General features: G+C 61.3%; 11 protein-coding genes and 1 riboswitch. Of the genes, 3 read left to right on the plus strand and 8 right to left on the minus strand.

Annotation, left to right across the window (positions count from 1 at the left end; genetic code table 11):
• Positions 1-39: 39 nt before the first annotated feature.
• From VOI23_RS15350 to VOI23_RS15370, 5 genes are all read right to left on the minus strand, one after another.
• Complete coding sequence (locus VOI23_RS15350) at positions 40-1557, minus strand: ABC transporter ATP-binding protein (RefSeq protein WP_323785812.1); 1518 nt, start codon at positions 1555-1557, stop codon at positions 40-42.
• On the minus strand, positions 1554-2501 hold the full coding sequence (xdhC, locus tag VOI23_RS15355; RefSeq protein ID WP_323785814.1) for a xanthine dehydrogenase accessory protein XdhC: 948 nt from the start codon (positions 2499-2501) through the stop codon (positions 1554-1556). The genes VOI23_RS15350 and xdhC overlap by 4 nt, the downstream gene beginning before the upstream one ends.
• Complete coding sequence (gene xdhB / locus VOI23_RS15360; RefSeq protein WP_323785816.1) at positions 2491-4869, minus strand: xanthine dehydrogenase molybdopterin binding subunit; 2379 nt, start codon at positions 4867-4869, stop codon at positions 2491-2493. The genes xdhC and xdhB overlap by 11 nt, the downstream gene beginning before the upstream one ends.
• On the minus strand, positions 4866-6263 hold the full coding sequence (gene xdhA / locus VOI23_RS15365) for a xanthine dehydrogenase small subunit (protein WP_323785817.1): 1398 nt from the start codon (positions 6261-6263) through the stop codon (positions 4866-4868). Before xdhA ends, xdhB begins: the two co-directional genes overlap by 4 nt.
• 173 nt (positions 6264-6436) lie before the next feature.
• Positions 6437-6916 (minus strand): SRPBCC domain-containing protein, encoded by a 480-nt coding sequence (locus VOI23_RS15370; RefSeq protein ID WP_323785818.1) that lies wholly within the window; start codon positions 6914-6916, stop codon positions 6437-6439.
• Positions 6917-7022: 106 nt separating this feature from the next.
• Between VOI23_RS15370 and dnaE the strand changes: the two genes are divergently transcribed.
• Positions 7023-10529, plus strand: coding sequence for a DNA polymerase III subunit alpha (dnaE, locus tag VOI23_RS15375; protein ID WP_323785819.1), 3507 nt, complete (start codon positions 7023-7025; stop codon positions 10527-10529).
• A gap of 43 nt (positions 10530-10572) precedes the next feature.
• On the opposite strand, the gene VOI23_RS15380 is transcribed toward dnaE, so the two are convergent.
• The 3 genes from VOI23_RS15380 to VOI23_RS15390 all read right to left on the minus strand — a co-directional run bounded on the left by VOI23_RS15380 (position 10573) and on the right by VOI23_RS15390 (position 12658).
• Complete coding sequence (locus VOI23_RS15380) at positions 10573-10767, minus strand: SlyX family protein (protein ID WP_323785820.1); 195 nt, start codon at positions 10765-10767, stop codon at positions 10573-10575.
• Between the two features lie 215 nt (positions 10768-10982).
• On the minus strand, positions 10983-11690 hold the full coding sequence (locus VOI23_RS15385; RefSeq protein ID WP_323785821.1) for a glutathione S-transferase N-terminal domain-containing protein: 708 nt from the start codon (positions 11688-11690) through the stop codon (positions 10983-10985).
• A 26-nt stretch (positions 11691-11716) separates the two neighbouring features.
• Positions 11717-12658 carry a DUF726 domain-containing protein gene (locus VOI23_RS15390; protein WP_323785822.1) on the minus strand — a complete coding sequence of 314 codons (942 nt, stop codon included), beginning with the start codon at positions 12656-12658 and terminating at the stop codon, positions 11717-11719.
• Between the two features lie 119 nt (positions 12659-12777).
• Positions 12778-12854: riboswitch (SAM riboswitch) on the plus strand.
• A gap of 61 nt (positions 12855-12915) precedes the next feature.
• On the opposite strand from VOI23_RS15390, the gene VOI23_RS15395 reads away from it, so the two are divergent.
• Positions 12916-14097: an aminotransferase class I/II-fold pyridoxal phosphate-dependent enzyme gene (locus VOI23_RS15395; protein ID WP_323785823.1), complete on the plus strand. Its 1182-nt coding sequence runs from the start codon at positions 12916-12918 to the stop codon at positions 14095-14097.
• Positions 14098-14225: 128 nt separating this feature from the next.
• Entirely contained in the window at positions 14226-15326 is a 1101-nt protein-coding gene (folE2, locus tag VOI23_RS15400; protein ID WP_323785824.1) for a GTP cyclohydrolase FolE2, read from the plus strand.
• The last annotated feature ends 183 nt before the right edge of the window (positions 15327-15509 follow it).

A 15509-nucleotide genomic window follows, 5' to 3' on the forward strand; every position in this document is an offset into this window, starting at 1 on the left:
TCCTTTTTACTGTTCCGAAAATACCCTGCTTTCAAACGCTTACACATGGGCCACCTCCATGCCATGGGCACCGCCCATCATCAGGCCAATTTCGTCCACGGTCAGACCCTTGGCCGGGCGGATTTCCGACAACCGGCCTTCGTTCAGCGCCCCGAACCGGTCCGAGATTTCCATCAATTCGTCCAGATCCTGACTGATCACGACCACTGCGGCGCCACCCGCCGCCAGATCCAGCAGGGCCTGCCGGATCGCGGCGGCTGCCGAGGCGTCCACGCCCCATGTCGGTTGGTTCACAACCAACACTTCGGGCCGTTGCAGAACTTCACGTCCAATGACGAATTTTTGCAGATTTCCGCCCGACAGCGACCGCGCCGCGTTGCCGGGACCCGGCGTGCGCACGTCGAACCGCGCGATGATCTCTTCGGCGAATTCCTTGGCACGGCCCCATTTCAGGAACCCGCGGTTTTCCAGCCCCTGCCGCGCCGCACCGGTCAGCAGCGCATTTTCGGTCAGGCTCATATCGGGGGCGGCGGCATGACCCAGCCGTTCTTCGGGCGCTGTCAGCAATCCCAGTCTGCGCCGTACCACCGGTCCCAGATTTCCAACCGGCTGACCGTCCAGTACGACCGCGCCCGCTGCGGTGATCATTTCGCCCGACAATACGGCCAGCAATTCATCCTGCCCATTGCCGGCAACCCCGCCCAGCCCCAGAACTTCGCCGGTATGCACCTCCAGCGAGATGTTTTTCAAAGACGTACCAAAGGCCGAGGGTGACGCCACCGACAGATTGTTCAGTTGCAGCCGCACTGGCCCGATATCGCCGCCGCTGCTTTCAGGCACATGCAGGCTGGATCCGACCATCATTTCGGCCATTTCCCGCGCCGTGCTGTCGCGCGGGATGCAGGTGCCGACCACCTGACCCAGCCGCAGGATGGTGGCGCTGTCACACAGCGTGCGAATCTCTTCCAGCTTGTGGCTGATATACAGGATCGCGGTGCCTTCCGCGGACAGTTTTCGCAGGGTTTTGAACAGGATGTCGACTTCTTGCGGGGTCAGGACGCTGGTCGGCTCGTCCATGATCAACAATCTGGGGTCCTGCAACAGGCAGCGAATGATCTCGACCCTTTGGCGTTCCCCGGCCGACAGATCGCCGACGATCCGGTCGGGATCGAGAGGCAGGCCATACAGGTCCGACACTTCCCGGATACGGGCGGCCAGATCGCGCATCTTTGGCGGGCTTTCCATCCCAAGCGCGATGTTTTCGGCCACGTTCAGCGCTTCGAACAGGGAAAAATGCTGGAACACCATCGCCACGCCTGCTGCCCGCGCCGCGCTGGGTTCGGAAGGGGCAAAGGGCAGGTGATGCAACTCCATCTCGCCGCTGTCGGGCTTGACCAGCCCATAAATCATTTTCACCAGTGTCGATTTCCCGGCGCCGTTCTCACCGAGCAGGGCATGAACCTCGCCAACACCAATATCGAATGAGACGTCGTTATTGGCAACGACGCCCGGATAGGCCTTGGTCAGGCCGCGGATTGAAAGAAGCGTCCCCGTCACGCTGTCATATCCCCCTGTTGGGCGGTGTGTCCCGCCTTGGTTGTTAGTAACGTGGCAGCGACACCCACGGCAATGGCCTGCGGATGTTTCCCAAGCGTCGGGTCGCCAATCGGGCAGGTGATCCTGCCTATGGATTGGGCAGAATGTCCCAACTCGGCCAGTCGTTTCCGGAACCGCGCCCATTTGGTGGCCGATCCGATCAGCCCGGCGCGGTCAAACCCCCGGGTCAGCGCCGCGTGGCACAGTGCCAGGTCCAGCGTATGAGAATAGGTCAGGATCAGGTGATGGGCATCGCGCGGCGCGTGGGCCATCAGGAATTCGGGCTGTGCGGCGGGGATTGCGGTCACGCCCTGCGGCACGGTGTCGGGAAACCTCTCGGCCCCGGTATCGACCCAGGTCAGCGCGACGTCGGGCAGCGGTTTCAGCACCGAAACCAGCGCCCGGCCAACATGGCCCGCCCCCCAGATCCAGACCGGCAGCGCCGGGCGGTGAACCGGTTCGACCAGCCAGCCTTGAACCATTTGCGGTTCGGGCGCGATTCCTTCGCACCGCGCCCGAGACAATAAACGGGACACCGCAAGGGGCCGTTCGGACGCATCGGTGGGCCGGGCGATGACCGGTTGGTCTTTCAGCTCAGCCAGCCGCCCGGCGTTATAAACTTCGCGCCACAGCGTCACGCGCCCGCCGCAGCATTGGCCCAGATCGGGACCAAGCGCATGCGTGCTCAGCTGATCCCGACCCGCCGACAGGGCTTTGCGTGCCGCGGCCACAGTCTGATATTCCAGCGCACCGCCGCCAATCGTGCCCGATTGGCCGCTGTCCCAGACCAGCATCGCCGCGCCGACTTCGCGCGGCGACGACCCTTTGATACCGGCAATCACCACCCGGGCCACGCGGCCGTGAGTGGCAACGGCGCGCCGCAGTTCGTCCAGATCAAATCCCATTGCGCTGCCTCTGCACCGCTGCCAGCAACCGCTCCGGTGTCGCCGGGGCATCCAGCGCGGGGTATTCTGTCCCGCAAGCCGCCACAGCATCGCTCAGGGCGAGGAACGCCGAAATGCCCAGCATGAAGGGCGGCTCACCCACGGCCTTGGAACGGTAGATTGTGTCTTCGCGATTCTGCCCGTCCCACAGCGCGACATTGAATAGGTCCGGCTGATCTGAAAAGGCCGGGATCTTGTAGGTCGATGGCGCATGGGTCAACAACCGCCCCTTGTCGTCCCACACCAGTTCCTCGCAACTCAGCCAACCGGCGCCCTGCACATAGCCGCCCTCGATCTGACCCTTGTCCAGCGCCGGGTTCAGCGATGCGCCCGCGTCATGCAGGATATCGGCGCGCAGGATACGGTTTTCCCCGGTCAACGTGTCCAGCGCCACCTCGGTTACCGCAGCGCCATAGGCGAAATAGAAAAATGGCCGTCCCTCGCCCTTGATCCGGTCCCAGGCGACTTTCGGGGTCTTGTAGAACCCGGTCGCCGACAGGCTGATGCGGTTTTCATAGGCCAGCATGGCGGCCTCTGCGAAAGGTATCTCGGTATCACCGACCTGGACGTAGCCGTTTTCGAACAGGACTTCGTCGGGCGGGGCCTGATGCAACTGCGCCAGAAATGTCGCCATGCGGTCGCGGATGGTATCACAGGCGGCTTTCACCGCCATGCCGTTCAGGTCGGACCCGGATGATGCGGCGGTGGCCGATGTGTTGGGCACCTTCGCGGTATCAGTCGCGGTGATCCTGACCGCGTCCAGCCCGACGCCGAAACGGCTGGCGGCCACCTGAGCTACCTTTTGGAACAACCCCTGTCCCATCTCAGTGCCACCATGGTTCAGGTGGATCGACCCGTCCTGGTAGACATGAACCAAAGCCCCGGCCTGATTGAGATGGGTCAGGGTAAAGGAAATCCCGAACTTCACCGGGCTGAAGGCCAGTCCCTTCTTGATCACGGGGTTGGTCGCGTTCCACTCCGCCACCGCCCGCTTGCGCGCGGCGTAATCGGACGAGACCAGCAAGGCCTCGGTCATCCCGCACAGCTCGAAATCCTCGACCAGCTGACCGTAAGGCGTGTAATTGTCTTTCTTCTTTTCAGAAATATCCCGGGGGGTCGATCCGGGAACGCCATCGGTCCGAGTGACCGGATCGATGGCGGCAGCCCCCCCCGCGGAGCTCTGGGTCGGCGCATCATAGTAATTTCGCCGCCGCACCTCGACCGGGTCGAGCTGCACCTCATGTGCGATATGATCCATCACCCGTTCGATCCCCACCATTCCCTGAGGACCGCCAAATCCGCGATAGGCGGTGGCGCTTTGGGTGTTGGTTTTCAGCCGGTGACTTTCGATGCGGATATCGGGCAGGCAATAGGCATTGTCGGCATGCAGCATGGCGCGGTCCGCGACTGGCAAAGACAGATCCTGCGCCCAGCCGCAGCGGGTCAACTGCACGAATTCGACCCCCAGAACGGTGCCCTGATCGTCAAACCCGGCGCGGTACCGAATGCGGAAATCGTGCCGCTTGCCGGTGATCATCATATCGTCGTCGCGGTCATAGCGCATCTTGCAGGGCCGCCCGGTCAGCCGTGCGGCCACCGCGCAGGATACCGCCAACGCGTTACCTTGGCTTTCCTTGCCGCCAAACCCACCGCCCATGCGGCGGGTTTCCACCCGGACCCCATGCATCGCAATGCCAAGCGCCTCGGCCACCTTATGCTGGATCTCGGTGGGGTGCTGGGTGGAGCTGTGCACCACCATATCGCCACCTTCCTGCGGCAGCGCCAAGGCGGCCTGACCTTCGAGATAGAAATGTTCCTGCCCGCCGAGTTCGAGCACGCCTTCGACCTGGCGCGGCGCGGCGGCGATCGCCGCAGCCGCATCGCCACGGGCATAGACGCGCGGGCCTTCTTCGAACCGGCTGTCGGCAGCCAGCGCGTCCTCGATGCTGAGAATCGGTGTATCTTCCTGATAGGAAATCTCGCCGCGCCTGGCGGCGCGTCTCGCCGCGTGATGGCTGTCAGCAACCACGAGGAAAATCGCCTGACCGAGGTAATGCACGGGGCCGTCGCTCAGCATCGGTTCGTCATGGGCCGAGGGCGAAACGTCATTGGCGAAGGGCAGATCGGAAGCGGTCAGCACCGCGACGACCCCCGGTGCAGCCCGCACTGCGTCGAGATCCATCGAGACGATCCGGCCCCGGGCGATGGCGCTGAGCCCGAAAGCCAAGTGTAGCGTGCCTTGCGGCGTGGGGATGTCGTCGATGTAACGTGCCTGACCGGTCACATGCAGGCGGGCGGCGTCATGGGGCAAGGGGGAGGAAACACTCATGCCTGAACCTCCTTGACCGAGATGCCGGTGCCTTCTGTTTCCAGATAGTAGCGCATCAGCAGGTTGCGCGCCGTATCGAGCCGGTAGGTGGCCGAGGCCCGCATATCTGACAATGGAGTGAAATCCGCGTCCCAGGCCGGGGCGGTGGCGACGATGGTTGCTTCGGACCACGGCTGTCCGATCAGCGCCGCTTCGACATGCGCGGCCCGTTTGGGAATGCCCGCCATGCCGCCAAAGGCGATCTGGGCCGCCGTGACGCTGCCGTTTTCGACCGTGATGTTGAAACAGCCGCACAGCGCCGAGATGTCCTGATCGAACCGTTTCGACAGCTTGTAGCATTTCAGCCGGTCGGGGGATTTGGCGAAGCTAACCGCCTCGACGAATTCCCCCGGCTGCCGGTCCTGCTTGCCATAGTCGATGAAGAAGGATTCCAGCGGGATATCGCGGCGCTCAGCGCCCTTGCGAAGATGCAAGGTCGCGCCAAGCGCGATCAGCGCCGGCGGGCCGTCGCCGATGGGGGACCCGTTGGCGATATTGCCGCCGATCGTCGCCGCAGCACGCACCTGCGCCGAGCCGTAGCGGCGCAACATCGCGCCCAGAGAGGGATGCAGACGGTCCATCAGCGGGATCAGCCGCGCGATGGTGACGCCCGCACCTAGGGTGACATGGGTTTCGGTTTCCTCGATCCGTTGCAGGTCGCGGCAGCGGTTCAAGAAGGCGACAGGGCCCGGATCGCGCATTTGCTTGGTGACCCAGAGACCGACATCGGTGGCCCCGGCAATCAACGTGGCGTCGGGATTGGCTGCGTACCATTGCGCCAGATCATCGGCGGTTTCGGGCTGCACCGTGGCACCGGTGGTCGGGGGCTGGTTGCCCGTCACTTCCCCTACGGGCATTTCGGCCAAGCTGAAACCAGACAGCCAGTCCGGAACCGGTTCTTCGCTGGCGGCTTTTGCGGCGCGCAGGATCGGGGCATAGCCGGTGCAACGGCACAGGTTACCCGCCAGCGCGGTGGCATGATCGCTGTCAGCATTGAGATGCGCGGTGGCCATCGAGGTGATGAAACCCGGGGTGCAGAAGCCGCATTGCGATCCGTGGTGGTCGATCATTGCCCGCTGTACGGGATGCAGCTGACCATCAGGGCCAGAGATGCCTTCGACGGTGCGGACCGATTTGCCGCTGATCTGGGGCAGCAACAGGATGCAGGCGTTCAAGGCTCTTGCGCCGTCTTCGTCCTGCACCATCACGGTGCAGGCCCCACAATCGCCTTCGTTGCAGCCTTCCTTGGTGCCGGTCAGGCCACGCGCGTCGCGCAGCCAGTCGAGCAGCGTCGCGGTGGCGGATACGCCGCGCAGCTCCACGCTCTCTCCATTCAGAAGAAAGGTGACATTCATGTGAATAAACCCGCCGCCTTACCAGTCTCTATTCACCCGTTCAGCGCGTCTTCGATGCGGCGTAGAAAACGTGCGGGCCCCCTAATATGACGTCAGGAAAGCCTGTTTTTGATCTTTTGGCAAGAAAAAGCCGGAGCACCTGCGCGGTTCTTCGGCAGTTGCCCGGAAATTGATCAGCCCCTGTCGAGCTGTTGAGCGAGTTCGCCAAGCTGGGTAATCGCGCGGCCCCAGCCATCGTGAAAGCCCATGTCTTCGTGTTTCTTTTTCTGGTCAGGCGTGGTGTGCAGTGCACGGGCAATGTAGCGGGTGCCGACCACTTCGGCGCTCAACATGATGACGGTGGTCAGAAAGCCGGACCGGCGCGGGTGGAAACCCGGGCTGAGCCTGTCGGAAATGACCATAAGTCGCGCTGGGCTGGCCGCGAGAACGCATCCAGAGGTTTCAACTATATTGCCATTCGGGCTGCGCAGTCGGGTGTAGAATTCGCCGCCCGGAGTCGGGTTGATCCGCGCCTCTTCGGCGAGCGCGGGCTTGGGGCAGAACCATTTTTGCAGCAGGTCGGGTTCGCTCCAGCAGCGCCAGATCGCCATCGGAGAAACGTTCAACACCCGGTCGATTTCCAGATCGGTTTCTTTGGAAAAGGAAAAATACAAAACCGCCTCCGTTCGTGATCAATATGTGCAGACTCGCCGATGGGGAAAGCGACTGCAAGTCAGATCGTGGCTTTTCGGCTGAGGTGCTCTGGCATAGGATGCCAGCATGAGCACCCCGGCCCGATTCATCCATCTTCGCACCCATACCGAATATTCCTTGCTGGAAGGCGCGATGCGCCTGAAAAAGCTGCCCGGGCTGTGCGCCGAGGCGGGGATGCCCGCAGTGGCGGTGACCGACACCAACGCGCTTTTCGCGGCGCTGGAATTTTCGGTATCGGCGCAGGCGGCGGGGATTCAGCCGATTGTCGGTTGCCAGGTCGATGTGACCTTTGAACACGCCGCGCCGGGGGAGCGCCCGAAAGATCCTGCGCCGGTGGTTCTGTTGGCACAGACCGAGGAGGGGTATGAAAACCTGATGCGGCTTTCGTCCTGCCTGTATGTCGACAAGGGCGGGCAGTTGCCGCAGGTTACGATTGACGAATTGCAGGAGTTTTCCGCCGGTCTGATTTGTCTTTCGGGCGGACCGGACGGGCCGGTGGGCCGGCTGTTGCAGGCCGGTAATCGCGACGCGGCGCAAACTCTGATGCGACGGCTGGCGGCGCTCTATCCGCAGCGGCTTTATGTCGAATTGCAGCGGCATCCGGGCGAAGATGGCCTGCCGCAAAAGGAAAAACTGACCGAGCGCGGTTTCGTGGAAATGGCCTATGATCTGGGCCTGCCCCTTGTTGCCACCAACGATGTCTATTTCCCCAAGGCGGATATGTACGAGGCGCATGATGCGCTGATCTGCATCGCCGAGGGGGCCTATGTCGATCAGTCCGAACCGCGCCGCCGGTTGACACCCCAGCATTATTTCAAATCCCAGGAAGAAATGATCGCGCTTTTCGCGGACCTGCCGGAAGCAATTGAAAACACAGTGGAAATCGCGCGACGTTGTGCCTTTGCCACCTATCGGCGCGATCCGATCCTGCCCAAATTCGCCGATGACGAGGTGGTGGAATTGCGCCGTCAGGCCAATGAAGGTCTGCAGAGACGGCTGGCGGTGATCCCGCATGCAGTGTCGGTCGAGGAATATCAGGAACGGCTGGATTTCGAGCTGGGCATCATCGAAGGCATGGGCTTCCCGGGTTACTTCCTGATCGTGGCCGACTTCATCAAATGGTCCAAGGATAACGGCATCCCGATCGGCCCCGGCCGGGGGTCGGGCGCGGGGTCTCTGGTGGCCTATGCTTTGACCATTACCGACCTTGACCCGCTGCGCTACAGCCTGCTGTTCGAACGGTTTCTGAACCCGGAACGGGTGTCGATGCCCGACTTCGACATCGACTTCTGCATGGACCGGCGCGAAGAAACGATCCGCTACGTGCAGCAAAAATATGGCCGCGACAAGGTGGGGCAGATCATCACCTTCGGCGCGCTTTTGTCCAAGGCGGCGGTGCGCGATATCGGGCGGGTGTTGCAGATGCCCTATGGCCAGGTTGACCGGCTGTCCAAGCTGATCCCGGTTGAGGGGGTGAAGCCGGTGTCGATCGCCGAGGCGCTGAAGCAGGAAGAACGCCTGCGCGAAGAGGCGCGCAACGAAGAAGTTGTCGACCGGCTGCTGAACTACGGCATGCAGGTCGAAGGGCTTTTGCGCAACGCCTCGACCCACGCGGCGGGCGTGGTGATCGGCGACCGGCCGCTGGACCGGCTGGTGCCGCTGTATCAGGACCCGCGGTCCGACATGCCGGCGACACAGTTCAACATGAAATGGGTGGAACAGGCCGGGCTGGTGAAGTTCGACTTCCTCGGCCTGAAAACGCTGACCGTGGTGCAGAACGCCGTCGACCTGATCAAGAAGAACGGGCGGCATCTGCATATTGGCCCGGACGGAACCCAGCTTTACGATCCACCCGACGGGGCGGTGGACGATATCGGCCATATCCCGCTGGATGACGAAGCGACTTACAAACTCTACGCCAGTGCCAAGACCGTCGCGGTGTTCCAGGTGGAAAGCTCGGGCATGATGGACGCGTTGCGGCAGATGAAGCCCAACTGCATCGAGGATATCGTGGCGCTGGTGGCGTTGTATCGTCCCGGCCCGATGGAGAATATTCCAACCTATTGCCAGGTGAAAAACGGGCTGAAGGAACGTGAATCCGTTCATCCCCTGATTGACCATATCCTCGAAGAAACTCAGGGCATCATCGTTTATCAGGAACAGGTGATGCAGATTGCGCAGGAAATGGCGGGCTACAGCCTTGGTGGCGCCGACCTGCTGCGCCGCGCGATGGGTAAGAAGATCAAGGAAGCGATGGATGCCGAACGCCCCAAATTCGAAGCCGGGGCGGCGGCAAAAGGGGTCGCCAAGAAAAAGGCCAGCGAGGTTTTCGATCTGCTGGAAAAATTCGCCAATTACGGCTTCAACAAATCGCACGCGGCGGCCTATGCGGTGGTCAGCTATCAAACCGGTTGGTTGAAGGCGAACCATCCGGCCGAATTCATGGCCGGTGTGATGAATTGCGATATCCATCTGACCGACAAGCTGTCGATCTATGCCGAAGAAGTGCGACGCGGGCTGGATATCGAGATCGTGCCGCCCTGCATTAACCGGTCATTGCCCACGTTTGACGTGGTCGACGGGGCGCTGATCTACGGGTTGGGCGCGCTGAAAAATGTCGGCATCGAAGCGGTGCGACTGATTTCCGACGCGCGTGGCGACAAACCCTTTGTCACCTTGTTCGACTTCGCCCGCCGGGTCGATTTGAAGCGGGTCGGCAAAAGGCCGCTGGAGATGTTGGCCCGTGCCGGTGCCTTCGATCAACTCGACAATAATCGCCGTCGGGTATTCGAAGCGCTGGATTCTCTGGTCGGCTATTCGGCGGCGATCCATGAACAGCGCGCCTCGTCGCAGGTGTCGCTGTTCGGCGAAGCGGGCGACGATCTGCCTGAACCGCGCATTCAAAAGATCGAGGATTGGCTGCCTGCCGAACGTTTGGCCGAAGAACACAAGGCGGTTGGGTTTTACCTGACCGGCCATCCTCTGGACGATTATCTGCCTGCGCTGAAGCGCAAGAAGATCCTGACGCTGGAACAATTGCGGTTGAAGGCCGAAGAAAACGGGGCTGCCATCGAACGGGTCGGTGTGCTGGTGTCGGGGCTGCAGGAACGTAAATCCGGGCGCGGCACCCGTTTTTTCCGCATGAACATTTCGGACCCGACTGGTCAGGTCAGCGGCATGGTGATGTTCCCCGAAGATTTCGACCGGGTACGGGCCGTTTTCGATCAGACCAACCAAGTGGTGATGACGCTGGAGGCACGGTTCAACGAGGGCCAGTTCGACCCGATGGGCCGGTCTGTCGCACCGATGGACACGATCGTGGCCGATGCGGGAAGTTCCGGGCTGCGGATTTTTGTCGATGATGCAGCCGCTATTCCCAGCGTCGCTTCGGTGCTTGGATCAGCGGCACAGACGGTGCCCACGGCCGGGCGCGGGCCGGTCTATTTCTGCCTGATGAACCAAGGCTTGCCGGGAGAAGTCGAGATTGATCTGGGCCAGGAATTCCCGGTCAACCCGCAGATCAAAGGCGCACTGAAAAGCCTTGAAGGCGTGATGGAGGTCGAAGAGGTCTGAACCTTCTGACGTAAGGACTTTGCGGAATCCGGGCGCGCGGGGATCAATAATGCGGCGGTTGTTCCTGACCTGTGAAAATATGCGATCCGGCATCGGCTTCGCGTTCCGCTTCACGTTGCATCAGCATCGCCACCCGCCGGGTCAGCACGTCGATTTCCCGCTGCTGCCGGGCGACGATATCGGACAGATCGTCGACGGTTCGGGTCAGGTGGGCCATTTTTTCTTCGATCTGTTCCATGCAAAGCCTTTTCTGGTGGGACTTGACCCTAGCACGGGAAAACTGTGCGGAAAATCCCTGTCATGGGGCCGATAACCGTCCGCGCTGCCCCCCCGTCGAGCAGCCGCTACGGTGTCGAAGGCAAGCCGCGCGATGCTGTCGTAGCACCGATGCTGGAAAGCTTCTTTCAGAATGCGTGCCGGATAGCATTGAAGGCGATGCAATCCCGCCTTCGGTCAGCCCTTTTGCCCGAACAGAATCTTTTGTGCGTCCTTCTGGTCCTGTAGCCGGGCGCGTTTGTCGGCTGCCAGATCACGGCCTTTTTGAACGGCAGGGCGCGCTCCGATCCGGTCCAGCCAACGCGCCAGGTTGGGCTTGTCGTCCAGAGTCTGCTCTTGCCCTTTCCACAGCGTCGCCCACGGCCAGATCGCCATATCGGCGATTGAATAGAAATCACCCGCCACATATTCATGCTTATCCAGTTGCGTATCCAGAACGCGATAGAGGCGGCTGACCTCGTTGCGATAGCGGTCCTTGGCATAGGGAAGATCGTTGGGCGGGTCCATCGCAGGGGCGTATTTCAGGAAATGATGCGCCTGGCCCGCCATCGGCCCGACCCCGCCCATCTGCCACATCAGCCATTGGTCCACCGCCACCCGGTCGCGTTCGGTGTCGCCATAGAATTTGCCGGTCTTGCGCGCCAGATATTGCAGGATCGCACCGGATTCGAAGACCGAGATCGGATCGCCGTCGGGGCCGTCTGGGTCGATGATCGCGGGCATCCGGTTGTTTGGAGCGATTTTCAGGAAATCGGGTTCGAACTGTTCGCCCTCACCTATATTCACCAGGTTAAGGGTGTAGGGCAGCTCCATTTCTTCGAGAGCGATAGAGATTTTCCAGCCGTTCGGCGTGGGCCAGTAATACAGCTCGATCGGGTCGGTCATTTCGCGCGTTCCTTGTCAGATCACGCTCATAATGGGGCTTTCCCGGCCAGTGGCAAGGGCAGGGGGATATCGGGCAAAGAAAAAAGCCGTGACCAGCGCGGGCTGGGGGTTTCGGGCAGCATCGCCTGCAAAGTGTCCAGCGGGAAGGAATGCGCGTCGCGCAAAAGCGCGCTGTAAAGACCAAATGCCCCTTCGCGCAGGTAGAAGGACCAGTGGCAGACCCGGCGTTCAGGCGGCGCGACACGGATCCCGCGCCGGGCAAAAGCCAGCAGGGTAGCGGGATCGTCCAGTTGCAGCGTTAGCGTGTTGCGGGTGCCCGGCGCACGCGCCCCCAGCGTGGTGTCGCCGCGCTCCGGCCGGGCCACCAGCCGTTCCAGCAGAAAATCGTACAGGTCGTTTTCCCGGCTGGTCACGTTGATCAGCTCGGCGCTGCGCCCGGCGGGGGTGGTCATCGCCGCCAGCGCGGTCGAATGGTATTCAGCCCCGCCCAGCAGCAGCATCCGGTTGAGGCTGTTCGCGGGCAGGCGGGGCAGCGCCGACAGCACAACCCGCGCGCCCATTGAATGGGCGATGGCGTGGATCGGCTGGTCGGGGGCGTGACGGCGCAGGGTGGCGATCACCTCGGCCAGGGCCTCGCCCGCCTGCGCGGCGCGGCGATAGGCCTGCCAGATCGTGCCACAGCCCTGCCAGCCGAAGGCGATGCCCAGCCCTTCGTCATGCGCGCCCCGGCCGAAACCCAGCCCCGCAGGCCAGCTTTGCGCCTTCCAGCAGGCGACCGCGGGGGTCAGCGACAGGATATGCCGGTGCGGGCAGTCGTCATCGGCTCCGGGCGCAAATTTGAACCCGTGCACCATCAGGATGACCGGTCCGGCCCCCTGGGCGAGGTCTTGCAGTACCGGTTGCAGCCTGTACCCAGACCCGTGCAGATGTGGCCCCGTATCGGTCGCGTTGATCCGTAGAATGGGCATAGCCCAAACCCTCTACTTCTTCTGCTCGATAAGGGGATTATGGGACAGCCCTGCGAAGGCAGCGTGACCCCACGGTTACAGAATGGTGACGGTTGACGGACTGCGCACAGCGGCGTATCAGCGCAGCATGTGGCGATTTGTTACCGGATTGCGGGCCACTTTAAACATTCCGCTAAAAGGTCAGGATGAAAGGCCCCTTTCGCTTGACCGCGTCGGGGTTTTTTTATTTGGGCGCAGGATGCGCCGGAGGACGAGAAATGAATGACAGCTGGAAAAAGCGCACCAAACTTGTGCATGGCGGCATTCGTCGCAGTCAGTATAACGAAGTCAGCGAGGCGATCTTCCTGACTCAGGGTTTCGTCTACGACAGCGCCGAACAGGCCGAGGCCCGGTTCCAGAAGGCGGGCGAGGATGAATTCATCTATGCCCGCTATGGCAACCCGACCATGGCGATGTTCGAAGATCGGATTTCCGGTTACCTGGGCTACGAGGATGCCTTTGCCTGTGCGTCTGGCATGGCGGCGGTGAGCGCGGCGCTGACCGCGTTGCTGAAAGCCGGGGATCATGTGGTCGCGTCGCGGGCGTTGTTCGGGTCCTGCCTGTATGTGCTTCAGGACATTCTGGTCCGTTTCGGAGTCACGGTGACTTTGGTCGATGGCACCGACAACGATGCCTGGGCGGCGGCGATCGGGCCCGATACGACGCTGGTCTTCCTTGAATCGATTTCAAATCCCACGCTGGAAGTGATTGACCTGAAACATGTCTGCGATCTGGCCCATGCGGTGGATGCGTTGGTGTTGGTCGATGACGCGATGGCGACCCCGGTGTTTTCTTATGCCCAGTCCTGCGGCGCGGATATTTCCATCGTGTCGACAACCAAGCATGTGGACGGGCAGGGGCGGATGCTGGGCGGCGTGATCTGCGGGTCCAGGGAACTGATCCGCGGACCAATTGAAACCTATGTCAAACATACCGGTGGGGCGATGAATCCGTTCACCGCCTGGACCCATCTGAAAGCACTGGAAACGCTGGAACTCAGGGTGCGGGCGCAGGCTGCGGCGGCGGACCGGATCGCCGATGAACTGTCAGGCCATGCCAAGTTGAACGCGGTGCGCTATCCCACCCACAAGGACCATCCGCAATACGATCTGGCGCGCCGTCAGGCACCGGCGGGCGGCACAGTCGTGACCTTCGAAGTCAAGGGCGGCAAGGAGGCCTGTTTCCGTTTCCTCAACGCGTTGGAGATCGTCACGATCTCGAACAATTTCGCCGATGCCAAATCGATCGCCACCCATCCCGCCACGACGACCCACCAACGCCTGCCGCAGGATCAGAAAGACATTTTGGGTATATCCGACGGATTGGTGCGGTTCTCGGTCGGGTTGGAAGACCCGGAGGATCTGATCGCCGATCTGAAACAGGCGTTGGATAAGGTGTAAATCCTGCAATCCGAGATCCGGGGCGGCAGGCCCCGGATACGTTTTTTTGAAAAAAAGCGGCGTGATTTGGAAATCATCAGTTTCGGTCCTAAGTTAACAATGCGACCAGACTGCGCAGGAGCGGCAAAATGAATGTCCACACCGTTGAAATCGATGCCCTCAAACGCCGGAAAGAGGCAGAGGAAGCCTTGGCCCGGCTGCGGGGCTGGGCCGTTCAGGCCACGGCCGAGGAAATCGCCGATCTCGACCCGGCGGTGGCGCGGCTGTTGCCTGATGCCGCATTATCCAATTACCCGGCCTTGCGGCGGGACTATCCGGAAGAGTTCCGGATCGATCCCAGTTACAAAGACAGCCTGCCTGATCTACAGAACGGTCCGGCCAGCCTGATCCGGGGCGCCAAGCGGATCATCCAGCATGTCGGCATTTCCAATTTCCGCCTGCCGATCCGGTTCCACACCCGTGATAATGGCGATCTGTCACTGGAAACCAGTGTCACCGGCACTGTCAGTCTTGAGGCGGAAAAGAAGGGCATCAACATGTCCCGCATCATGCGGTCCTTCTACAGACATGCCGAAAAGACCTTCAGTTTCGAAGTGATCGAGGCCGCGTTGGAAGATTACAAGACGGATCTGGAAAGCTTTGATGCACGGATCCAGATGCGGTTTTCCTACCCGGTGAAATTGTCGTCGCTGCGGTCCGGGCTGGAAGGGTTCCAGTATTACGACATCGCGCTGGAACTGATCGAAACCGCCGGGCAGAGCAAGAAAATCATCCATCTCGATTATGTCTATTCTTCGACCTGCCCCTGTTCTCTGGAACTCAGCGAACATGCACGGCAATTCCGCGGGCAACTGGCAACGCCGCATTCGCAACGTTCGGTGGCCCGGATTTCTGTGGAGGCCCAGCAAGGCGAATGCCTGTGGTTCGAAGACCTGATCGACATGGTGCGTGCCGCAGTGCCGACCGAAACTCAGGTCATGGTCAAACGTGAAGACGAACAGGCCTTTGCCGAACTGAACGCGGCCAATCCGATCTTTGTCGAAGACGCCGCCCGGCTGTTCGCGCAGCATCTGGAAGACGATCCGCGTGTCGGCGATTTTCGTGTTGTGGCCAGCCATCAGGAAAGCCTGCACAGCCACGACGCAGTGAGTATCCTGACAGAAGGTGAGACGTTTTCAGCAGAAAGCATCGACCCGAAACTGTTCAACACGCTGTATCACGTCGGCTAGCCTATCCCTGCCGGTCTGCCCATAATTTGGGCAAAAGCAGCGCTTTGATGGGGCAAACCCGCTGTTTTGGCCGGGTATGGTAGTTTATCGCGAATTTGATCCGCAGACTGAAAAAAGCATGGGCGGCTTTCATCGTGTTGTGATGCAAAGCTGCTAGTCAGGCTTAGAAACACGACTACTGTT

The sequence above is a fragment of the Thalassovita sp. genome (assembly GCF_034670005.1).
In the GTDB taxonomy this organism is placed as follows: Bacteria; Pseudomonadota; Alphaproteobacteria; order Rhodobacterales; family Rhodobacteraceae; genus Thalassobius.